This window comes from Bradyrhizobium stylosanthis (assembly GCF_001641335.1).
Classification (GTDB): Bacteria; Pseudomonadota; Alphaproteobacteria; order Rhizobiales; family Xanthobacteraceae; genus Bradyrhizobium; species Bradyrhizobium stylosanthis.
In genome coordinates, this window is the sequence record NZ_LVEM01000003.1 from 460,870 (window position 1) to 483,942 (window position 23,073).

A 23,073-nucleotide genomic window follows, 5' to 3' on the forward strand; every position below is an offset into this window, starting at 1 on the left:
TTTGTAACCATCTGGTCTCAAAATCCTGACACGGCGACGGAAGGCGGTCAACAGGAAATGACCATTTGGTCACAAATGCAGCTTTAGGCTAAGAAGGCAGCTTGAGATTGCTAAACAGCGACGAAATGGCCCGAAAAGCGCAGAAACCAGCGAAGCGACCTGTCCGGAAGCGGACCGAGACAGACAAGTCCGCGCCAAAGCGCCGCAACATGCGCGCGGCCGACCGCGAGCGCGCGATCGTGGACGAGGCCATCCGCTTTTTCGCGGAGCATGGCTTCGAAGGCCAGACCCGCGAGCTGGCCAAACGCATGGGCATCACGCATTCGGCGATCTATCGCCACTTCCCCAGCAAGGAAGCGCTGATCGAGCGCGTCTATCAAGAGGTCTATCTCAGCCGCTGGTCGCCCGACTGGGGCCCGATGATCCGCGACCGATCGCTGTCGCTCGAAGCCCGGCTGACGCGCTTCTACCTCGACTATGTCGAGCGCGTATTCGAGTACAATTGGGTGCGGATCTTCGTCTTCTCCGGCATGAAGTCGTTCGGCATCACCGGCCGCTATCTCGACATCGTCCGCCGCGAGATCATCGAGCCCGCGGCAGCGGAGCTGCGCCACGATCTGAAGCTGCCGGATGCGAAGGCCCGTCCGCTGAGCGAGCGCGAGACCGAGCTGTTCTGGGGCCTGCACGGCCGCATCTTTTATCTTGCGATCCGCAAGTTCATCTACGGGACGCCGATCCCGTCCGATCTCGACGCCATCGTCCGCGACGCCGTCCAGACTTTCATGGACGGCGCCAAGACGACGATGCCGAAGCTGCTGGTGAGCGGCTAGCTATTTCGCAAGGCTCGGCAGATCGAGCCCCTTGTCGCGGGCGCAGTCGATTGCGATGTCGTAGCCGGCATCGGCATGCCGCATGACGCCGCTGGCGGGATCGTTCCAGAGCACGCGCTCGATCCGCTTGGCGGCTTCCGGCGTGCCGTCGGCGACGATCACCATGCCGGCATGCTGGGAATAGCCGATGCCGACGCCGCCGCCGTGATGCAGCGAGACCCAGGTCGCGCCGCTGGCGCAATTGAGCAGCGCGTTGAGCAACGGCCAGTCCGACACGGCGTCCGAGCCATCCTTCATCGCCTCGGTCTCGCGGTTCGGGCTTGCCACCGAGCCGCTGTCGAGATGATCGCGCCCGATCACGATCGGCGCTTTCAACTCGCCGCGCGCCACCATCTCGTTGAACGCAAGGCCGAGGCGATGGCGATCGCCAAGGCCAACCCAGCAGATCCGCGCCGGCAGGCCCTGGAACTTGATGCGCTCCTTGGCCATGTCGAGCCAATTGTGCAGATGCTTGTCGTCGGGCATCAGCTCCTTGACCTTGGCGTCGGTCTTGAAGATGTCCTCGGGATCGCCCGAGAGCGCGGCCCAGCGGAACGGGCCGACGCCGCGGCAGAACAGCGGGCGGATATAGGCGGGCACGAAGCCGGGGAAATCGAAGGCGTTCTTCAGGCCCATGTCCTGCGCCATCTGACGGATGTTGTTGCCGTAGTCGAGCGTCGGAATGCCCTGCGCGTGGAAATCCAGCATGGCCTGGACATGCTCGACCATCGAGGTCTTCGAGGCGCGCTCGACCGCCTTCGGATCGGACGCGCGCTTGGCTTCCCAATCGGCCAGCGACCAGCCCTTCGGCAAGTAGCCGTTGATCGGGTCATGCGCGCTGGTCTGGTCGGTAACGATATCGGGCTTCACGCCGCGACGCACCAGCTCCGGGAAAATCTCGGCGGCATTGCCGAGCAGGCCGACCGAGACCGCCTTCTTGGTCTTCGTGGCCTCCGCCATGATCGCGAGCGCCTCGTCGAGCGTTGCAGCCTGGCGGTCGAGATAGCCGGTACGCAGCCGCATCTCGATGCGGCTCGGCTGGCATTCGACCGCGAGCATCGACGCGCCGGCCATGGTTGCGGCCAGCGGCTGCGCGCCGCCCATGCCTCCGAGGCCGGCAGTGAGGATCCATTTGCCGGCGAGGCTGCCGCCGTAGTGACGACGGCCGACCTCGACGAAGGTCTCGTAGGTGCCCTGCACGATGCCCTGGCTGCCGATATAGATCCATGAGCCCGCCGTCATCTGGCCGTACATCATCAGGCCCTGCCGATCGAGCTCGTTGAAATGATCGAGCGTCGCCCAGTGCGGCACGATGTTGGAGTTCGCGATCAGCACGCGCGGCGCATCCGCATGGGTGCGGAACACGCCGACCGGCTTGCCGGACTGCACCAGCAGCGTTTGGTCGCCTTCCAGATTCCGCAAGGCCGCCGTGATCCGGTCGAAGCTTTCCCAGTCGCGCGCGGCGCGGCCGATGCCGCCATAGACGACGAGCTCGCTCGGGCGCTCGGCGACGTCAGGATCGAGATTGTTCATCAGCATGCGCAGCGGCGCTTCCGTCAGCCAGCTCTTGGCGCTGATCTCGCTGCCGCGCGGGGCACGAATGGTGCGGTCGTTGTCCAGTCGGCGATTCATGCGGAAACCCCTTCAGTCAAGTCTTGGTCAGTCAAGTTTTGGAAACGGATCGGATGGAAGCGCAGCAATCGCTGCGGCCGGCAACGCATCGGCTTCGACAAGCGCGGCGGCCTTGGCGAGATCGCCCGCCATGTAGCGGTCGGCGCCGAGCGCAGGCACCTGCTCGCGGAGCAAGGCGATGACCGCGACCAGCGGCGCGCTGGTCGCATGCGGCGCGCGTAGCGTGATGCCTTGCGCCGCGACCAGGAGCTCGATACCGAGGATAGCGGCGAGATTGTCGGCCATGTCGCAGATGCGCCGCGCAGCATGCGCGGCCATCGAGACATGGTCTTCCTGGTTGGCGCTGGTCGGCGTCGAATCGATCGAACAGGCAGAAGCGCGCTGCTTGTTCTCGGCGTAGAGCGCCGCCGCGGTCACCTCCGCAATCATGAAGCCGGAATTGATGCCGGGATCGGGGGTGAGGAACGGCGGCAGGCCAAAATTCAGCGCGGGATCGACCAGCGTCGCGATCCGCCGCTCGCTGATCGCACCGATCTCCGACAGCGCCAGCGCGATGGCGTCGGCGGCGAACGCGACGGGCTCAGCGTGGAAATTGCCGCCGGAGACGATCTCGCCGGTTTCGACCAGCACCAGCGGATTGTCGGTCACGGCATTGGCTTCGACGATCAGCGTCCGCGCGGCCTGCGTGATCAGGTCGAGCGCTGCGCCCGCCACTTGAGGCTGGCAGCGCAGGCAATAGGGATCCTGCACGCGCTCGTCGCCCTCGAGATGCGACAGGCGGATGTCGCTGCCGTCGAGCAGCGCGGTCAGCGTCGCGGCCGCTGCGATCTGACCGGCATGGCCGCGCAACGCCTGAATTTCGGGGCGGAACGGCGCCGTGGACGCCATCGCCGCATCGACCGAGAGCGCACCGGTGACGAGTGCGGCCGTGGCGAGGCGAAATGCGCGCAGCACGCCCGAGATGGCGTAGGCGGTCGAGAACTGCGTGCCGTTGATCAGAGCGAGCCCTTCCTTGGGGCCCAGCGTCAAGGGCGCGAGGCCGGCGGCGGCGAGCGCCTCACTGCCGGACACGATCTTGCCGCCGACGACCGCCTGCCCCTCGCCGAGCATCACAGCCGTCATATGCGCGAGCGGTGCAAGATCGCCGGAGGCGCCGACCGAGCCCTGCTGCGGCACCAGGGGATAGACACCGCGCGCCAGCATCGCCTGCAACTGCTCGATCACCTCGCGGCGGACGCCGGAGGCACCGCGCCCGAGCGAGATGATCTTCAGCGCCATCATCAGGCGGACGATCGGCTCGGGCGTGGCCGGGCCGACACCGCAGCAATGCGAGACGATGAGATTGCGCTGGAGCAGCGCGGTCTGGTCGGGGGGAATGCGCTTCGAGGCCAGCTTGCCGAAGCCGGTATTGATGCCATAGACGGGGAGAACGGCTTGCGCCGCCTTTGCGACGATCCCGGCTGCGGCTTCGACGCGCGGCCAGAACGTGGGATCGAGGACGACGGACGCGCCTCCCAGCACGCGCGCGAGATCGTCGAGGCTGACCGTCCCCGGCTTGACGATGATCGCGGCGCCCTGCTCCGTCACTGGCCCCTCCAGATACGGCGATGCAGCGGATTGAAACCGATGCGATAGACGAGCTCGGCAGGACGCTCGATGTCCCAGATCGCGAGGTCGCACCATTTTCCGGCTTCCAGCGTGCCGGCTTCGTCGAGCACGCCAAGCGCCCGCGCGCCTTCGCGCGTGACGCCCGCGAGACACTCGGCGACAGTCATCCGGAACAGCGTCGCCCCCATGTTCATCGCGAGCAGGAGCGAGGTCAGCGGCGAGCTGCCGGGATTGCAGTCGGTCGCAAGCGCCATGGCAACGCCGTGCTTGCGGAACGTCTCGACCGGCGGCTTCTGGGTCTCGCGGATGAAGTAGAACGCGCCCGGGAGCAGCACGGCCACCGTGCCGGCTTTTGCCATCGCGATCGCTCCGGCCTCGTCGGTATGCTCGAGATGATCGGCCGAGAGCGCGGAGAATTTTGCTGCGAGCGCAGCGCCGGCGAGGTTCGACAGCTGATCGGCATGGAGCTTCACCGGGAGCCCGAGCCCCCTCGCCGCCTCGAACACGCGCGCCGTCTGCTCTGCCGAGAACGCAATGCCCTCCATGAAGGCATCGACGGCATCGGCGAGGCCGGCCTTGGCGACCGCTGGCAGCATCTCCTTGCAGACGAGATCGATGTAGCGATCCTTGTCGCCATCGGCTTCCACCGGCAGCGCGTGTGCGCCCAGGAAGGAGGTGCGGATCGCGACGGGCCGCTGGTGACCCAGGCTCCGCGCCGCCGCGAGCTGACGCATCTCGGTCCCGGTGTCGAGGCCGTAGCCGGACTTGATCTCGACCGTGGTGGCGCCTTCGCCGATCAGCGCATCGAGCCGCGGCAGCGCGCTCGCGACGAGCTCGGATTCGCTCGCCTTGCGCGTTGCCGCCACCGTCGAGACGATGCCACCACCGGCGCGGGCAATCTCTTCGTAGCTTGCGCCCTTCAGGCGCAGCTCGAACTCATGTGCACGATTGCCGCCATAGACGAGATGGGTGTGGCAGTCGACGAGGCCCGGTGTGATCCAGCGCCCTTCGCAATCGATCCGCTCGATCGCATCCGCATCGACAGGAAAGTCCGCCTTCGCGCCCGCATAGACGATGCGGCCGCCGCGCGCGGCGATGATACCGTGCTCGATCTCGCCGAGATCGGGACGGTCGGCCCGCATCGTGGCGAGGCGGGCATTGTGCCAGATCCTGTCGAAGCGCTCTGCCATGCGGGTATCCATTCGCCGTCGGATGCTTGACTTATATGTCTAGACATATAATCGTAAGGCGGTTCTGTCCAGCCGGCGTGTAAATTCATGACCCGACTGCATTTTGCCTCCGCGCTCCTGCCCTCGGGCTGGGCCAATGACGTGCAGGTGGTCGTCACCGCCGGCGCGATCGCGGAGGTGACGCCGGGCGTGGCGCCGGCTGCCGGCGACGAACGCCATCAAATCGCGCTTCCGGGACTTGCGAGCCTGCACAGCCACGCCTTCCAGCGCGGCATGGCCGGGCTGGCCGAACTGCGCGGCGACAGTACCGATACGTTCTGGACCTGGCGCGACACGATGTATCGCTTCGCGCTGGCGATGACGCCCGACGATGTCGCCGCCGTGGCGACGCTGCTTTACGTCGAGATGCTCGAGCAGGGTTTCACCCGCGTCGGCGAATTCCATTATCTGCATCACGATCGCGACGGCTCGCGCTACGCCGACATGGGCGAAATGGCAGCACGAATTGCACAGGCTGCCGAGGCGTCGGGCATCGCACTGACGCTGCTGCCGAGTTTCTATGCGCACGGTTCCTTTGGCGGCGCAGCGCCGCACGAGGGCCAGCGCCGCTTCATCTGCTCGGTCGATCAATTCGCCGCTCTGATGGCCGCCTCGCGCAAGGCGATCGCGAATTTGCCGGGCGCCAATATCGGTATCGCGCCGCATAGTCTGCGCGCGGTGGCACCAGACGAACTTGCGGCGATCATTCCGCTTAGCCAGGGCGGCCCCGTGCACATTCATGCCGCCGAGCAGGTCAAGGAAGTCGAGGATTGCCTGGCCTGGTCGGGCAAGCGCCCGGTGCAATGGCTGCTGGAACACGCCCCGGTCGATCAGCGCTGGTGCCTCATCCACGCGACGCACATGACGGCTGAGGAAGTGACGGCGTTCGCGCGGACCGGCGCGGTCGCCGGCCTCTGCCCGATCACGGAAGCGAGCCTCGGCGATGGCATTTTTTCGGCGCGCGAGTTTCTCGACGCCGGCGGTCTTTTCGGTGTTGGCACCGATTCAAATGTGCTGATCGGCGCTGCCGACGAATTGCGCCAGCTCGAATATGGCCAGCGCCTCAAGCACCGCCAACGCAACGTCCTCTCCGGCGGCGCAGGCCGCTCGACAGGACGTTCGCTGTTCGACGATGCGCTCGCGGGCGGCGCGCGGGCGCTGGCGCAACCGGCCACGGGACTTGCGCCCGGCGCACGCGCCGACATCGTCACGCTCGACGCCCTGCATCCGTCGCTGGCCGGACGCACGCACGATGCGGTCATCGACGGCTGGATCTTTGCCGCAGGAGGTAACGCAATCGATTGCGTCTGGGCCGGCGGCCACAAGGTGGTCGAGGGCGGGCGGCACAGGCTGCGCCAGGCAGCACGCGAACGCTTCAACGCGTCGGTGCGGAGGCTCGTCGCATGAGCCTTGCCACCGATGGGACCGACAAGCCGACGCTCTACAAGCGCATCCGCGCCGATATCGAGCAGCGCATCCTCACCGGTGAATGGCCGCCCGGGCATCGCATTCCGTTCGAGCACGAGCTCGTCGCGCGTTACGGCTGCTCGCGCATGACCGTGAACAAGGCGCTGTCGGAGCTCGCGCAAGCCGACCTGATCGAGCGGCGACGACGCGCCGGCTCGTTCGTGCGCCGACCGCAGCATCAGTCGGCGGTGCTCAAGATCGCCGACATCCGCGCCGAGATCACCGCGCTCGGCCGCTCATACGGCTACGAGCTGATCGGCCGCAAGCTTCGCGCGGCAACGGCGGCCGACCGCGAACGTCTCGGCATCAAGAAGGCCGGCAAGGTGGTCGCGATCGCCTGCCGCCATAGCGCCGACAACGTGCCCTTTGCCGTCGAAGACAGGCTGATCGATCTCGCCTCCGTGCCGAATGCGGCGACCGCCGATTTCTCGCGCGAGCCGCCGGGTTCCTGGCTGCTTCACCATGTTCCATGGACGGAGGCCGAGCACACGATCAGTGCCATCGTCGCCGACGATCGCACGGCGGAAGCGCTCGACATCGCCGTCGGCGCCCCCTGCCTCGTGATCGACCGCTACACCTGGCGCAGCGCGCGCACCATCACCGCAGTGCGTCTGCTCTATCCCGGTGACTCTCACCGCCTTGTCGCCCGATTCAAGGGAGGCTGAGAGGACATGTCGGCACAATTCGTGCAACGCTTCGGGCAACGGTCCATGCGGGCCGACAGACATCAACAGGACGTCAATCCATCTGGGCAAGAGGACGACAATCATGCGTAGTTCGACAATTTTCGCGACAATCATTGCTCTTTCGGCCGCCACTCCCGCGCTCGCCGACGACGTCAAGGTCGGCATCGGCATTTCCGGATGGACCGGCTTCGCGCCGCTGACGCTGGCGAAGGAGGCTGGCATCTTCAAGAAGAACGGTCTCGACGTCACCATCAAGAAGATCCCGCAGAAGGACCGCCACCTCGCGATTGCCTCCGGCGACGTCCAGTGCGCGGCGACCACGGTCGAGACCTGGATCTCCTGGAACGCCAACGGCGTTGCGACCAAGCAGATCTTCCAGCTCGACAAGAGTTTTGGTGCCGACGGCATGGCCGTGCGCAACGACGTCGCCGCGATCAAGGACCTCAAGGGCAAGACGGTTGCGGCTTCGGCGCCAGGCACCTCGCCCTATTTCGCGCTGGCCTGGATGCTCAAGAAGAACGGCCTGACCGTGAAGGACGTCACCGTCGTGAACCTCGAGCCGGCCGCGGCCGCGCAGGCCTTTGTCTCCGGCCAGAACGATGCCGCGATGACCTATGAGCCTTATCTGTCCACCGTTCGCGCTGCGCCCGACAAGGGCAAGATCATCGCGACCACGCTCGACTATCCCATGGTCATGGACACGTTCGGCTGCACGCCGAAATTCCTGAGCGAGAACCCGAAGGCTGCCAAGGCACTCGCCGACAGCTATTTCGAGGCGCTCGAGATGATCGCCAAGGACCAGGCCAAGGCCTACGAGATCATGGGCGCCGACGTGAAGCAGACCGGCGAGCAGTTCGGCAACTCGGCGAAGTACCTGCGCTGGCAGGACAAGGCCGCGAACCAGAAGTTCTTCGCCGGCGACTTCCTGACCTTCAACAAGGAAGCCGCGGACCTGCTGCTCGAGATCGGCATCATCAAGGCCGCGCCGAAGGTCGAGGACCTCTTCGACGCCAGCTACATCAAGTAACTCACCTTGGAGCTGCCGGCCTCGCCTCGCCGCGGGGCCGGCAATTTCGTTCACGACCCGGATAGATCGTCGATGCGTCCCCTTGATCCTGTGACATCGAAGCAGCGCCTGGCCTACGGCCTTGCGTTCTTCGTCGTGTTCGTTGCCTTGTGGTCGTGGGCGACCTTCGGCGGCCATGTGTCGAAAGTGTTCCTCGCCAACCCGCTCACCATGGTGCAGGAGGGCGTCGATCTGATCACCAAGCAGGGCTTCCTGTACGACATCGGCATGACGATCTGGCGCGTCGTCGGCGGTTTTGTGCTCGCCGCGATCATCGCGGTCCCGCTCGGGCTGCTGATGGGCGCCTACAAGCCGGTCGAGGCCTTCCTCGAACCGTTCGTCTCCTTTGCGCGCTATCTGCCCGCCTCCGCCTTCATCCCGCTGTTGATCCTGTGGGCCGGCATCGGTGAATTGCAGAAGCTGCTCGTGATCTTCATCGGCTCGGTGTTCCAGGTCATCCTGATGGTCGCCGTCACGGTCGGCGCCACGCGGCGCGACCTGGTCGAGGCGGCCTATACGCTGGGCGCCAGCGACCGCGGCATCATCCGCCGCGTGCTGCTGCCCTCCTCCGCGCCGGAGATCGCGGAAATCCTGCGGCTGGTGCTGGGCTGGGCCTGGACCTACGTCATCGTCGCCGAATTGATCGGCTCGTCCTCCGGCATCGGCCACATGATCACCGACAGCCAGGCGCTGCTCAACACCGGCCAGATCATCTTCGGCATCATCGTGATCGGGTTGATCGGCCTCCTCTCCGACTTCATGTTCAAGGCTTTCAACGCCTGGCTGTTCCCGTGGAGGCTCGCATGACGATCCTCAAGGTCGAACAGGTCTCGCGCACCTTCCCTGCGCGCCACGGCAATGCGCCGACAAGGGCGCTGGAGCCGACCGACCTCACCATCGGCAACAACGACTTCGTCACCATTCTCGGCCCCTCCGGCTGCGGCAAGTCCACTCTGCTGCGCATCGTCGCCGGCCTCGACCGCCCGACCAGCGGGCGCGTCACGCTCGACGGGCGCGAGGTGACCGGCCCCGGCGCCGATCGCGGCATGGTGTTCCAGTCCTACACATTGTTCCCCTGGCTGACCGTGCGCGAGAACATCGCCTTCGGCCTGCGCGAGCGCGGCGTGTCCGAGGCGGAGCGGAACAAGATCGCGGACGCCTTCATCCGCCAGGTTGGACTGTCAGGCTTCGAGAACCACTGGCCCAAGCAGCTCTCCGGCGGCATGCAGCAGCGCACGGCGATCGCGCGCGCCCTCGCCAATGACCCGAAAATCCTGCTGCTCGACGAGCCCTTCGGCGCGCTCGACAACCAGACCCGCGCGCTGATGCAGGAGATGCTGCTCGCCATCTGGGAGCGCGACCAGAAGACCGTGCTGTTCGTGACCCACGACATCGAGGAAGCGATCTTCCTCGGCAGCCGCGTCATCGTCATGAGCGCCCGCCCCGGCCGCATCAAGGCCGAGATCAATGTGGACCTGCCGCATCCGCGCTCCTACAAGATCAAGACCACGCCGGAATTCGTCCAGCTCAAGGAGCGGCTGGTCGAGGAGATCCGCACCGAGGCGCTGAAGGTTGCCGAACATGCCTGACACCAATCCACGCGCCGACGGACAGCGCGTTCTCGCCGACCTCAATGCACTGCGCGCCATCGGCGCCTACAAGACCGGCGTGCACAAGCCGACCTTCTCCGAGCCGCACCGCCAATCGCTGGACTGGCTGGTGCAGAAGCTGCCCGGCGCCGGTCTCGCTGCGGCGATCGACGGCATCGGCAACGTCCTCGGCACCAGCACGAAGTCTGGGCCGAAGCTTCTCGCCGGATCGCACCTCGAAAGCCAGAACTACGCCGGTTGGCTCGACGGCCCGCTCGGCGTCGTCTATGCGCTCGAGGCCGCACGCGTGCTCAATGGCGATCCCTCCGTCAAGGGCGCCGTCGAAGTCGCCGCCTGGTGCGACGAGGAAGGTCATTTCGGCAGCTTCCTCGGCTCGCGCTCCTACGTGGGACAGGTGACCGAAGCCGAGATCGACGGCGCGCGGGACCGCACCAGCGGCCGCGCCATGCGCGACGCCCTCGCCGACATGGGTCTTTCAGGGCGGGCACGCATCGGCGCCGAGCCGAGACGACACGTCGGATATCTGGAGGCGCATATCGAGCAGGGCGACACGCTCGAAAGCGGCAAGCTCGCGATCGGCGTCGTCACCTCCATCGTCGGCATCTGGCAATACCGGATCAGTTTCACCGGCGAGCAGAACCACGCGGGAACCACCCGCATGGCGGTGCGCAAGGACGCAGGCCTTGCGCTGGCAAGGTTCTGCATCGCCATCGATGAACGTTTCCCGGCCGCCTGCGGCCCGCGCACGGTCTGGACCACCGGCCGCATCACCCTCGATCCGGGCGCACCGAGCATCATTCCGGGCGGCGCCGAAATGCTGTTCCAGATCCGCGACGACAATCCGGACGTGATAGCACGGCTGGAGCAGCTCCTGCGCACCATGGCCGACGAGGTCAATGCCAAGGGCCCCTGCTCCGTCACGGTGGAGAAGATCCGCACCGGCGCACCAGCCATGATGAATTCAGGCATCCAGGACGCGTTCGAAGCTGCGAGCAAGGCCCTCGCCGGCGGCCGATCCATCCGCATGCCCAGCGGGGCCGGCCACGACGCGCAGATGCTCGCGACGATCATGCCGGCCGGCATGCTGTTCGTGCCGTCGATCGGCGGCATCAGCCATCACTGGACCGAAAATACCGCGGACGCCGACATCGTCACCGGCGCGGAGGTATTTGTCGACGCCTGCCGGCGGATCCTGAGCGCCTAGGATCGTTCGGCACCCGGCGCCGGAACGCGCCAAATTGCATTTCCGCATGAACCCTGAGCAGGATCGTGCAAGGCGCGATCGGTTCGGGAAAGACACCGGTTCGCACGACATCTAGCCTGCCTCGCCCACGCGAGAATGCTCACGATGTCCGACATACCTGCCGCAACGCCCGCCTCCATCGTCGAGGCCCTGAAGGCCGTCGCCGGCAATCCGCCGAAGGTCCGCGCCAGCTTTGCCAAGGGCTGGTGCGTTCGCGGCACCTACACCCCGTCGGACCGGGCGGGTGAGGTCACGCGATCGCAGAGCTTCACGAAGCCATCGCGCGTGCTCGCACGCTTCTCGGTCGGCGGCGGCAATCCCGCCGTAGCCGATACCAACAATCTCGTGCTGCGCGGTTTCAGCTTCAAGCTCGGCGACGACGATCACCGCTCGGACATCCTGGTGGAGAGCGCGCCGGTGCACTTTGCCCGCACGCTCGACCAGATGCTGGCCTTCCTTGGGGCGCGCATCCCCGGGCCGGATGGCAAGCCTGATATGGCCAGAGTCAAGGCGTTCTCGGCGGCCAATCCCGAGACGCTCAATCAGGCCAACTACATCGCCGCCCGTCCGCTGCCCGGCAGCCTTGCCGGCACGACCTATTGGGGTGTGCATTCCTTTCCCGCGACCAACGCGGAGAACGAGACGCGCTTCATCAAGTTCAAGGTCGTTCCGGCCGGCGGCGAGATCACGCTGAGCGAGGATGAGGCCAGGACCAAACCGTCCGATTTCCTGCGCGACGAGCTCGCCCGCCGGATGGCCACGGGCAATGTTCGTTTCAATGTGATGGCGCTGCTCGATCGGCCCGGCGATCCCACCATGGACGTGACCATCCGCTGGCCCGACGAGGATCATCGCGACGAGGTGCGCCTCGGCACCATCGTGATCACGGGGTTTGAACCGGATGAGGCTTGCGATGCCTCCATCTTCAATCCGGCCAATCTCGCCGAGGGCATCGGTCATCCGCCGGACGAGATCTTTGCGGCCAGGCGCGCCGCCTACACCATCTCGCTCGCGAAACGGCGCTGAGCGCTGCGCCTCAGGCCTCGCTGCTGGAGGCGCCGAGCGCTTCGCGGCGCCATGCAGCGGGGCTGACGCCGGCGATCGAGGAGAACACGCGCGTGAAGTGACTCTGGTTGGCGAACCCGGCCGAGATCGCAATCTCCGACAGCGGCAGGTCGCGGACACCCATCAACTGCTTGGCCGCCTTCACGCGCTGATGCAGCAGCCATTGGTGCGGCGGCATACCGACGGAGATTCGAAACGCGCGCGAGAAATGGCTCACCGACAGATCGAGCTCGGCCGCGATCTTGTGCAGCGAAAGCTTGCCGCCGAGGTCCGACTCCAGCCGCTCGCAGGCGCGCTTCGCCTGCCACGGCGCAAGGCCGCCGCGCGCGGCAGCGGACGTGCGCTGAAGTCCGCCGTAGGTCTGGGCGACATGGGCGGTCAGCGCGAGCATCATGTGGTCGACGAAGAGCTGGTTGGCCTCGTCCGGCTTGCGCAGGCCCAGCTGCAGCGATGCGCCGATGTGGCGCACGATCCCGTCGTCATGGCCAACGCCGACCTGACAGTCGAGTTCGTCGACCTGCGGCGCATTGCACTGGCGTGCAATGCCGTCGAGCGCCGAGCGCGGGATATAGAAGAACAGCGAATGGAACGGCTTGTCGATCACGTAGCGCGGATCGCGCTTGAGGTCGTAGAGGTAGGTCGTTCCGGCGTGGACGTCCGCCTTCATGACGGATTTGCCGCGCTCCCAGAGCTCGCAATCGGGATAATCGTGGAGCTTGAGGCTGACCAGAAAGGCATCTTCGGCGGCGAGCGAGCCGGACAGACCACGAACCGGGCAGTCGTTCCGCGTCTCGGTGACGGCAAGCTCGGCGCTGTGCAGCGAGCGCGCCACCAGCGCGGGTGGCGCATCCTTCAAGCGCAGGAATTGCCCAAGCCTCTGCCCGTAGGCGCCAGACTGTGTCATCGATGTCGTCCTTCTGTGGAAGTCCAAGTGCAGGCCACAGAGTCCTGTAGAGTCCGCCGTCCATTATCCGATATTCGCCGATGCCTGTCCACACGCGCGGACGCGAGGCCCATCACGCATTTTCACAAACGCACGACAGGCTTGCCTATGTCCTTTACGCCACACGGGGGCCGCCGTGCCGGCGCGAAACCTAGAATGAGGTGCCGCCTCCGAACCTGAACTCCTGGACCACGTCGTATTTGCCCTTGGTGATCGGCACGGCGTAGTCGAAGCGCAGCGGTCCGAACGGCGAGGCCCAGATCAGGCCGACACCGACCGACGAACGCACCACGTTGCCGTCGTCATATTGCAGCCCGCAGGTCGGACAGGCCTTGGTGTTGACCTCGCCCGTGGCCGTCCATGACGTCGGCCCCTGGTAGCCCCAGAGCGAGCCCGCATCGGCATAGACCGCGCCCTTGAGGCCGACTTCCTTCGGCAGGAACCAGAACGGCATCTGCAATTCCATGGATGCGCCCCAATATTTGGTGCCGCCGAGCGCATCGCCGCTGGCGCCGTAATTGTAGTAGGTGATGTCGCGCGGACCGATCCCGTTGGACGCGAAGCCGCGCACCAGGTTCGGCCCCATCTGGAAGTGATCGAGCATGCGCAGATCGCTGCCCATCTTGGTCAGGATGCCGCCCTGCAGATGCATCACGCTGACGATCTCGGACACCAGCGGCGTGTAGAATTTGGTGTCCACCGCCGTCTTGAGATAGGTGACGTCGCCGCCGACGCCGGCGAAATCCTGGCGGAAATCGACCAGCAATCCGTCGGTGGGATTCCTGGTGTTGTCGAGCGTGTTGTAGTTCAGGGTATAACCGAGCGCGGACGTCCAGGTCGCGCCGTTCGCCAGCTCCTTTCGGACCGGCAGGCTCGACTCGCCGTCGCTGTAGCAGCCATAGCCGTAGACGCCCGAATCCGTCGTGTTGGTCGGGTCCACGCCGCCCAGCACGTTCTTGATGTAGGCCGGCGTCGGGTTGAAGGCCAGCGAGGTGTTCGCGGCGTTGTTGTTGCAATTGTTGTAGGCGCTGGCGAGCGTGATGCTCTGCTGATAGAGCGAGTAGCGAAGCTGGAGCGAGAGGTCCTCGCGCAGCGCAAAGCCGAGGCGCGGCGAGAAGCCCAGCGTCGTCACGCCATAGCTCGTATAGCTGTTCGACAATTGCTGGCGCCAATAGGTATCGAAGCCGAGCGCGACCCTGTAGTCGAGCAGATACGGCTCGACGAAGGACAGCGAGATGCCGCGCGAATACTGGCCATAGCTGACCGACGCCTTGGCATAGAGACCTTTGCCGAGCAGGTTTCGCTCGGAGATCGACACCTCGGCCAGCGCACCGTCGGTCGTGGAGTATCCGCCGGAGATCGAGAAATCGCCGGTCGACTTCTCTTCCATGTCGACGATCAGGATGACGCGGTCGCTCGAGGAGCCGGGCTCCGTCGTGATCTTGACGCTCTTGAAGTAATCGAGATTCTTCAACCGCCGCTCCGCGCGATCGACCAGCGCGCGGTTGTAGGCATCGCCCTCGGCGAGGTCGAACTCGCGGCGGATCACGTAGTCGCGCGTGCGGGTGTTGCCGCGCAGATTGATGCGCTCGATATAGGTACGCGGCCCCTCGTCGACGTTGAACACGACCGACACCGTGTGGGCCTCGAAATTGCGGTCGCCGCTCGGCCGCACCACCGCGAAGGCATAGCCGCGGCGCGAGGCCTCGACCTGCATCTCCTCGACCGACTTCTCGACCGATTCAACGTTGTAGAGCGAGCCTGCGCTGACACGCGAATAGGCGCGCAGCGAACTGGCGTCGAAACCGGCGATGCTGGAACGGAGATCAACCGAACCGACGCGGTATTGCTGCCCCTCCTCGATCTTGAAGGTGACGTTGAAACCCTTCTTCTCCGGATCGTATTCGGTGAGCGCGGCAACGACCTGGACGTCTGCGTAGCCGTTCTTGAGATAGAAACGGCGGATCAGGTCGCGGTCGGCTTCGACGCGGTCGGGATCGTAGGTGTCGTTGTTGCCGAGGAAGCTGAGCAGATTGCTCTCATGCGTCTTGATCACGTCGCGCAGGCGTGCGGCCGAATAGGCGCTGTTGCCGACGAACTCGACCGACTTCACGCCGGTCTTGGCGCCCTCCACGATCGTGAACACGAGGTCGACGCGGTTGCTGGGCTGCTCGATGATTTCGGGGGTGACGCGCACGTCATAGCGGCCGGACCGGCGATAGATCTCGGCAATCCGCAGCGTGTCGGACTGCACCAGCGCCCGCGAGAAGGTCCCGCGCGGCTTGGATTGGATCTCGGCCGAGAGCTGCTCGTCCTTGATCTTCTTGTTGCCCTCGAAGGCGATGCGGCCGATCACGGCATTTTCTACCACCGATACGACGATGCGGCCACCGGCGCGGTTGATCTTCACGTCCTGGAACAGACCGGTCTCGATCAGCGCCTTGAGGCCGTCGTCGATCGCCGGCTGATCGAGCCGCCCGCCGGGACCGGCCTTGAAATAGGAGCGGACCGTCTCGGCCTCGACGCGGCGATTGCCCTCGACGACGATCGTCTCCGCCGCCTGCGCGATCGCCGGCCGCGGCCACAGCACGACGGGAGTTGAGCACACGATCGATACACCGCACATCGCCACCGCGATCAGCCAGGGCCGCAAAAACGACATTCCACACCTCAAGAGCACCTAGCCTGCTCTGAAACGAGACGGCTGTGGCCTCGGTGTGGCTTTGTGATTTCTGCATTGTTTCTGGTCGTTGAATTTGATTGGCGCATCAGCCATCTCGCCGCGGCGGACCGACGATCGCGCGGGCCTTCGGCGGAGACTGGCCGGCATGAGGCCAGCAGCATGCACGGCGCACCCTTGCCCGCCCCCAGCAACATTGCGCAACGCCCGGATTCTTTACAGACGTTTAAGCCGATGCGAGAGCCGACGAGATCAGGAACTCGCATGGGAATTCGTGGATGAAAACGCTCGTCATGACCGGAACGATGGTTGCCGCCCTCCTCGCCTCGACGCCCGGCGCGCATGCCGCCACCGCCGGCAAGCGCGACCGGCAGCAGACGACGCAGGACGTCGTCTACGAGTACGGTCCGCGCGGCCCCAACCGGTCCTACCAGGACGGAACGCATACGCGCATCTATGTCAGCAAGCGGTCCTGGCTCGATGGCGGGACCGAGGTGCTGCCCGGCGAACGCAAGTTCAGCGACTACGCCTTGCCGCCAGGCACATCGTTCGCGCGCGAGAACAACAACCGTCCACTCGATCGCCAGCCGCTGAGCCCGGACTTGGATCTCGGCGGGTTCGCGCAGCGAATCCCGATCTCGTGGTGACCGCCTCGCGGAAACTCCACGCACTGCTTCGTTGAGCGAGACGATAGGCCGTGCGCATTCGATAGTCCGCCGCTCATGCGCTCGCAATCGCGCGCGAGCGAATATGATGCTCGCGTGCGCGCATCTGCCGCACGCGAACTGACGTTCTCCACATTGATCTTGAACCATTCCAAATTCGCTCGTCGCACGTTCAAGCAATTCTATTTTGCGCGTGTGGAATTCCGATCGCGTCACCAATAAGAGTCCGCATCGTTCAAGCGCGTCAGCATGAAGCTAACGCGCGCTCGAGCGATGTCGGTTCGGCGAAATTGGGGATCATGATCGGTGGGCGTTGCCTTGTTGGAGAAGAAGCATCGTTGGTTCGGAAGCGCAGCTGCGATCAACGCCACGATGTTCGGTTCGGTCGTATTCGTATCTGTTGACGTCATCGCTTCACGGGCAGAGGCCCAGAGCAGCAACCTGCCGCCGGTCACCGTCGAGGCGCCGAGCGCGCCGAAGTCGCGCAGCAGCGCTGCTTCCAACCAGCGCACGCGATCTCAACGCACAGCCATTGCGAACCGCAGGGGCAATTCGGCAGCCAACCAGAATCTCGCGTCGCAGTCGGCCGCAGGCGCGAGCGGCGGCACGACGATCGGTTATGTCGCGACCAGCGGCACGGCAGGCACCAAGACCAACACGCCGCTGATTGCGACGCCGCAATCGCTCTCGATCGTGACGCGGAAGGAGCTGGAGGATCGCAACGTCCAGACGCTCAAGGATGCCGTCAACTACACGCCCGGTGTCACGACCACGGCGTTCGGCTACGATCCGCGTTTCGACGCCTTCTCCATCCGCGGTTTCGACGTGACCTACACGGGCATCTATCGCGACGGCCTGCGGCAGGGCGGCGGCAATTTCGCCATCCCCAAGATCGAGCCCTATGGTCTGGAGAGCGTGGCAATCCTTCGCGGACCGGCCTCCGGCCTCTATGGCCTCGGCTCTCCCGGCGGCATCGTCGATGTCATCACGAAGCGGCCGCCGCAGACGGCGTTCGGCGAGGTCCAGTTGCAGACCGGCAATTACGATCGTTACCAGGGCAGCTTCGACGTCGGCGGCCCGGTGCCCGGCAGCGATCAATTGTACTACCGGCTGACGGGCTTGCTGCGCGATTCCAAGACCTGGTTTCCCGGCAATGACGACGACCGCGCCTATATCGCGCCTGCCCTGACCTGGAAGCCGGACCTCGACACGACGTTCACGATCCTCGGTGAGTACCAGACCAGCCGCACGGCGGCGAGCATCGGAAACGCCCGGACCGCCGACGGGAAGCTGACCAACATCTACTCGAACGATCCGGCGTTCAGCGCCATGGACCAGAAGCAGTTCCGCATCGGCTATGCGTTCGAGCACAACATCAACGACACCTGGACCGTGCGGCAGAATTTCCGGTTCTATCAGGTCGGCGTCGACGCGAAATACACGCAGATCGATTCGATCGACAACGGAACGCAGACCGCATCGCGCTCCGCATGGCGTATCGTGGACAACCTCAAGACGGCGACGCTCGACAATCAGGCCGAAGCAAAGTTCACGCTGGGCGCGGTCAAGAACACCGTCCTGATCGGCACGGATTACACGCATTCGCATTACGACGACAAGATCGGGTATGGACCGGCGCCCGACCTCAATCTTCAGACCATGAACTACGGCGCGCAGGCGATCGCCTCGCCGCCGTTCTCGATCTTCACCAAGCAGTCGATCGACGAGATCGGCGTCTATGCGCAGGAGCAGGCCAGGCTCGGCGGATTCATCCTGACGCTCAACGGCCGCCAGAGCAGGGTCTCGCAGAGCACCACCACGACGCTGGACGGAACGCCGGAAACCTCGAAGCCGTCTGCCTTCACCGGCCGCGCGGGCCTCAGCTATCTCTTCGACAGCGGCGTTGCGCCCTACGTGAGCTACGCCACCTCGTTCAGCCCGCAGACCGGCGTGGACGCGACGGGCACCACCTTCAAGCCGACCACCGGCGAGCAGACGGAAGCGGGCATCAAGTATCAGATGCCGAATGTTCCGCTGCTGCTGGCCGCCGCGGTCTTCGACATCAAGCAGAACAATGTCCTGCGCACCAACCCCGACAATATCGCATTCCAGGCCGCCACCGGACAGATCGAGTCCAAGGGTCTCGAGCTCGAGGCCAAGCTGGGGCTGATACCGGGCTTCGACCTCACGGCGGCCTATACCCACCTCGACGTCGTGATCACGCGCGGCAATGCCGATACGACCGGCAACGAATATTCCGGCATTCCCAGGAACTCGGTCGCGGCGTTCGGCAAGTACACGTTCCAGTCGGGCACGCCGGTGGAAGGGCTCGGACTGGGCCTCGGCGTGCGCTACATCGGCGCGAACTTCGGCAACGACCAGAACACGTTCGAGAACGCGGCAACGACGCTGTTCGACGCCGTGGTCGACTACGATCTCGGCAAGCTCGACCGCAGCTTTCGAGGCGCCTATATGCGCGTCAACGCCACCAACCTGTTCGACAGGAAGTACGACACCTGCCAGGCTGGCTATTGCTATGCCGGCGCACGGCGGCAGGTGATCGGAACGTTGAGCTATCGGTGGTAGCGCCATCACCTGCTCTCGTGTCCCGGACGCGCTGCAGCGTGTAACGCTGCTGCGCAGAGCCGGGACCCAGAAGGGCGGCAACGCACGATGCGGAGACATGGGCCCCGGCTCTGCAGCGCACCACTACGTGATGCGCTGCGTCCGGGGCACGAGAGCGGAGTGTGGCGCGACACTTTCCACCTCGTCATTGCGAGCGTAGCGAAGCAATCCAGAATCTTTCCGCGGCGGCAGTGCCGTAGGGTGGGCAGAGGCGCAAAGCGCCGTGCCCACGCGCTGGTAACGATACGCAAGGTCGTGGGCACGCTTCGCTTTGCCCACCCTACGATGCCTGAGTTTGTGGCAAGCCGCTTCCTCCTCGTCATTGCGAGCGCAGCGAAGCAATCCAAAGGCTTTCCGCGGAGGGATTCCGGATTGCTTCGTCGCAAGAGCTCCTCGCAATGACGGCGTGTGAGGCAACACTGCAGTTCTCCGAGACGCACTCGTAGGATGGGTAGAGCGAAGCGAAACCCATCACGCATCCGCTTCGCCGGAGCATGATGGGTTTCGCAAGTGCTCTACCCATCCTACGACCTCGCAGGCACGCCTCCGCATCCTCGCGGCGCAATTCGCCCGAGCTTTGCATCTTCGTTCCACCCTCATAGCCAAGAGGGCGCAGGGAAGGCCGGGTGCTGACCTCGCACCCGCGGTCCGCTGCGCAAAAGGCACGCGCAGGAAGAACCGCACAGCAGCATACAGGTGGTGCCAATCACTCGGCCCTCCCTGCGCGATGGTCGGACGGCTTATGCCGTGCTCTCCCGGGAGCCGAATTCCTTCTGGCCTCCCTCGTCCTTGCGAAATTCACCGGCTCCGCGCCGGTTGACGCGATCACCGCCTCCGCAAGAGCTTGACCGTAGCAACGACGGCCAGGACCACACGGTTTTGCCGTACGCGCGGCCCGCCCTATTCGCCGCAGTTTTCCCGGCCCTGTCGACAAAGCCGGAAACCTGCAAACGAAACGAGCCTGTCAGCGCCGTTCGTCCGCACGATGCCCCGGGGTTCACGGAGAGCAATCCGCCCTGCCCTGGCAACTCGCGCCCGACGCTGCCGCGTCCACCGCAAGCCCGGCTCGCGAAAACGACGACCGCATGATCGCCCCTCAAGGATAAGCCGGGATGGGGGACACATACGCCGTTTCCGAATTTCGGTAAAGTGGAATATTTTTGACCGAGTGGATTGACAGATGGCGACACAGGGCACGAATGCTCCAAGGCAAGCCCTTCGCGGCGCCGACCTCGCTCGCAAGATCCGCCCGCGACAATTCGAGCGCCTCGCTGACATAAAGTCGCGGCAATCCTCGGGCTTATCGGCCTCCCCGCCCTTCATCCAGCCTCCCGGAGTTCCAATGTCGCCGACCGGCCGGCGACACGCCTTGCGACGCGGCTTGCCTTTCTCGTCGCGGGCTTCGGCATCGCGTGCTGGGCGCCGCTGGTGCCGTTCGCGAAGGCGCGGCTCGGCGTCGATGACGGCGTGCTCGGGCTGCTGCTGCTCAGCCTCGGCATCGGCTCGGTCGTCGCGATGCTCCTGACCGGCATCATGAGCGCGCGCTACGGCAGCAGGCCGATCATCATTGCCGGCGGGCTCGGCCTCGCGCTGGTCCTGCCGCTGCTCGCCGTCGCGAGCACGCCTGCGACGCTGGCGCTGGCCCTGTTCGCATTCGGCGCCGCGCTCGGCTCCATCGACGTCGCCATGAACATCCACGCGGTGGAGGTCGAGCGCGCGGCCAAGATTCCGCTGATGTCCGGGTTCCACGCTTTGTTCAGCATCGGCGGCTTCATTGGAGCGGCGCTGATGACGGCGCTGCTCTCGCTGCAAACAGGCGCACTCGCCTGCACGCTGATCTGCTCCGCACTGATGCTGGCCGCGATGACGGTGACCTCGCCGCGCCTGCTTCGCTCGGTGCAGGTGCAGGACGGGCCGCTGTTCGTGCTGCCGCATGGCTCGGTGCTGCTACTGGCGCTGCTCGGCGCCATCACGTTCCTCGTCGAAGGCGCGATGCTGGATTGGGGCGCGCTGCTGGTGATCGGCGCGGGCCTCGTGTCCGAGACGCAGGGCGGCACCGGCTACATCGTGTTCTCGATCGCGATGACGATCGGCCGGCTCGGCGGCGATGCCGTGGTTGCGCGCATCGGAGATCGCGCGACATTGCTCTGGGGCAGCCTGATTGCGATCGGGGGCTTCGTGGTGCTGCTCACGGCCCCCGTCGCGGCGGTTGCGATCGCCGGCTTCCTGCTGATCGGCCTCGGCGCGTCGAACCTCGTTCCGGTGCTGTTCCGCCGCGCGGCGTGGCAGACGGTGATGCCCACCGCTCTCGCCGTCGCCGCGATCACCACCGCAGGCTATGCCGGCATCCTGATCGGGCCCGCCGGCGTCGGCTTCGTCGCCCGCATCGGTGGACTGCCGGCGGCATTCTGGCTGCTGGCCGCGCTGATGGGGCTCGTCACCCTGTCGGCGGGCGTCGTGACGCGCAAGAGCACCTGAGCGATCCTACAGATTGCTCAGCCCGATCGACTTGATCACGGGCGCGAGGCTTGCCGTCGTCGCTTCGACGATGCGCTGGAACTGGTCGGGACCGGAATCGCTGTCCGGCTCCATGCCCTGGGCACGATAGGCCGCCTGCAGCGCCGGATCGGCCATGGCAAGGCGCGTCGCCTGCGCGATCCGCTCGATGATCGCATCGTCGGTGGCTCTGGGCGCAAAGATGCCGAACCATCCCTCATAGCGGAGATCCGGCATGCCGGATTCGACGGCGGTCGGAATCTCGGGCGCGCCGCTCAGCCGCTTTTCCGGGGTGACCGCGAGCAGCCGCACCTTCCCGGCGCGGCCCAGCTCCTGCAATTGAACGGACATCACGCCGATGACGAGCGAGATCTGGCCGCTGACGAGGTCGTTGGTCGCCTGCGCGATGCCCCGATACGGCACATGCACGATGTCCAGCCCGCCAGCCTGCTGCTTGAAGGATTCGCCGACCAGATGATTCCCGGTGGCGATGCCGGGCGTCCCGTAGGACAGCTTGCCCGGATTGGCCTTCGCATAGGCAATCAGCTCGCGCAGATTCGCCGCCGGCACCGAGGGATGGACGGCAAAGACCAGCGCACTGCTGATGAGGCGGTAGATGGCGCGGAAATCGCCGACGGAATAGCCGGGGTTGGCCGCAGTCAGGGGAATGATGACCTGCGTGCTGCCGTTGCCGAGCAGCAGCGAATAGCCGTCGGGCTCATCGCGCGCGACCGAGGCGGCTCCGATCGCGCCGCCCGCGCCGCCGATATAGTCGACGACGGTCGGCCCGAGCAGCGACGACATCTTGTCGACCCAGGGACGACCGATCTGGTCGCCCGCTCCGCCGGCCCCATAGGGCAGCACCAGCCGGATCGGGCGGGTTGGATAATCGGCGGTTTGCCCGCTGCGCGGGAAAGCGGCCAGTGCCGCTGCGCCCGATAATCCGAGGACGAAACGTCGGCGCGAGGAGGAAAGCATGTCCTGATTCCGGAAGTCGGCAGTCAATGTGGCGGCGGGACCGGCTCCCGAAGCATCCCATCGCAGCAACGGGCGACCGCCGTCAATGCTCCGTCCGCCCCACGCGGCTTTGTCATCGTTCTGTCATGAACGCCTAACTCATTCCTTTTGAAGGAATATTTCGACAGGGCCCAGACCGACCCACGCGATCTGCGCAGGTCTGCCACCCATG

General features: G+C 65.4%; 17 protein-coding genes. 11 read left to right on the top strand and 6 right to left on the bottom strand.

The features are described 5' to 3' along the window. Positions 1-209: 209 nt before the first annotated feature. A complete protein-coding gene (locus tag A7X65_RS21950; RefSeq protein ID WP_063688612.1) occupies positions 210-830 on the top strand; it encodes a TetR/AcrR family transcriptional regulator in 621 nt (206 codons plus the stop codon). Here A7X65_RS21950 and hutU read toward each other — a convergent pair whose 3' ends face one another. The 3 genes from hutU to hutI are packed head-to-tail and all read right to left on the bottom strand — an operon-like array spanning position 831 to position 5,299. Beyond that, a complete protein-coding gene (hutU, locus tag A7X65_RS21955) occupies positions 831-2,501 on the bottom strand; it encodes a urocanate hydratase (RefSeq protein ID WP_063688614.1) in 1,671 nt (556 codons plus the stop codon). Between the two features lie 27 nt (positions 2,502-2,528). Then, positions 2,529-4,088: a histidine ammonia-lyase gene (gene hutH, locus A7X65_RS21960; protein WP_063688616.1), complete on the bottom strand. Its 1,560-nt coding sequence runs from the start codon at positions 4,086-4,088 to the stop codon at positions 2,529-2,531. After that, entirely contained in the window at positions 4,085-5,299 is a 1,215-nt protein-coding gene (gene hutI, locus A7X65_RS21965) for an imidazolonepropionase (RefSeq protein WP_063688618.1), read from the bottom strand. Before hutI ends, hutH begins: the two co-directional genes overlap by 4 nt. Positions 5,300-5,386: 87 nt before the next feature. Between hutI and A7X65_RS21970 the strand changes: the two genes are divergently transcribed. The 7 genes from A7X65_RS21970 to A7X65_RS22000 all read left to right on the top strand — a co-directional run bounded on the left by A7X65_RS21970 (position 5,387) and on the right by A7X65_RS22000 (position 12,436). Continuing rightward, positions 5,387-6,745, top strand: a complete 1,359-nt coding sequence (locus A7X65_RS21970) for a formimidoylglutamate deiminase (RefSeq protein WP_063688622.1) — start codon at positions 5,387-5,389, stop codon at positions 6,743-6,745. Next, positions 6,742-7,470, top strand: a complete 729-nt coding sequence (gene hutC, locus A7X65_RS21975) for a histidine utilization transcriptional repressor HutC (protein WP_063688625.1) — start codon at positions 6,742-6,744, stop codon at positions 7,468-7,470. Before A7X65_RS21970 ends, hutC begins: the two co-directional genes overlap by 4 nt. A 103-nt stretch (positions 7,471-7,573) precedes the next feature. Next, positions 7,574-8,518, top strand: coding sequence for an ABC transporter substrate-binding protein (locus A7X65_RS21980; protein WP_063688628.1), 945 nt, complete (start codon positions 7,574-7,576; stop codon positions 8,516-8,518). Between the two features lie 72 nt (positions 8,519-8,590). Beyond that, entirely contained in the window at positions 8,591-9,364 is a 774-nt protein-coding gene (locus tag A7X65_RS21985; protein ID WP_063202669.1) for an ABC transporter permease, read from the top strand. Beyond that, on the top strand, positions 9,361-10,146 hold the full coding sequence (locus tag A7X65_RS21990; RefSeq protein ID WP_063688631.1) for an ABC transporter ATP-binding protein: 786 nt from the start codon (positions 9,361-9,363) through the stop codon (positions 10,144-10,146). Before A7X65_RS21985 ends, A7X65_RS21990 begins: the two co-directional genes overlap by 4 nt. Continuing rightward, positions 10,139-11,371, top strand: a complete 1,233-nt coding sequence (locus tag A7X65_RS21995; RefSeq protein WP_063688634.1) for a Zn-dependent hydrolase — start codon at positions 10,139-10,141, stop codon at positions 11,369-11,371. Before A7X65_RS21990 ends, A7X65_RS21995 begins: the two co-directional genes overlap by 8 nt. A 144-nt stretch (positions 11,372-11,515) precedes the next feature. Next, complete coding sequence (locus A7X65_RS22000) at positions 11,516-12,436, top strand: catalase family peroxidase (RefSeq protein WP_063690690.1); 921 nt, start codon at positions 11,516-11,518, stop codon at positions 12,434-12,436. Positions 12,437-12,446: 10 nt separating this feature from the next. Here the strand turns inward: A7X65_RS22000 and A7X65_RS22005 are convergent, their stop codons facing one another. After that, positions 12,447-13,379: a helix-turn-helix domain-containing protein gene (locus A7X65_RS22005; protein ID WP_063688636.1), complete on the bottom strand. Its 933-nt coding sequence runs from the start codon at positions 13,377-13,379 to the stop codon at positions 12,447-12,449. Positions 13,380-13,569: 190 nt separating this feature from the next. Then, on the bottom strand, positions 13,570-16,044 hold the full coding sequence (gene bamA, locus A7X65_RS22010) for an outer membrane protein assembly factor BamA (protein ID WP_430643464.1): 2,475 nt from the start codon (positions 16,042-16,044) through the stop codon (positions 13,570-13,572). A gap of 332 nt (positions 16,045-16,376) precedes the next feature. Between bamA and A7X65_RS22015 the strand changes: the two genes are divergently transcribed. The 3 genes from A7X65_RS22015 to A7X65_RS22025 all read left to right on the top strand — a co-directional run bounded on the left by A7X65_RS22015 (position 16,377) and on the right by A7X65_RS22025 (position 21,866). Continuing rightward, positions 16,377-16,745, top strand: coding sequence for a hypothetical protein (locus A7X65_RS22015; RefSeq protein ID WP_063688642.1), 369 nt, complete (start codon positions 16,377-16,379; stop codon positions 16,743-16,745). Between the two features lie 324 nt (positions 16,746-17,069). Further along, positions 17,070-19,349 (top strand): TonB-dependent siderophore receptor, encoded by a 2,280-nt coding sequence (locus tag A7X65_RS22020; protein WP_245323757.1) that lies wholly within the window; start codon positions 17,070-17,072, stop codon positions 19,347-19,349. A gap of 1,341 nt (positions 19,350-20,690) precedes the next feature. Next, on the top strand, positions 20,691-21,866 hold the full coding sequence (locus A7X65_RS22025) for an MFS transporter (RefSeq protein WP_063688645.1): 1,176 nt from the start codon (positions 20,691-20,693) through the stop codon (positions 21,864-21,866). A gap of 6 nt (positions 21,867-21,872) precedes the next feature. Here A7X65_RS22025 and A7X65_RS22030 read toward each other — a convergent pair whose 3' ends face one another. After that, positions 21,873-22,862 carry a Bug family tripartite tricarboxylate transporter substrate binding protein gene (locus A7X65_RS22030; RefSeq protein WP_063690694.1) on the bottom strand — a complete coding sequence of 330 codons (990 nt, stop codon included), beginning with the start codon at positions 22,860-22,862 and terminating at the stop codon, positions 21,873-21,875. Between the last annotated feature and the right edge of the window lie 211 nt (positions 22,863-23,073).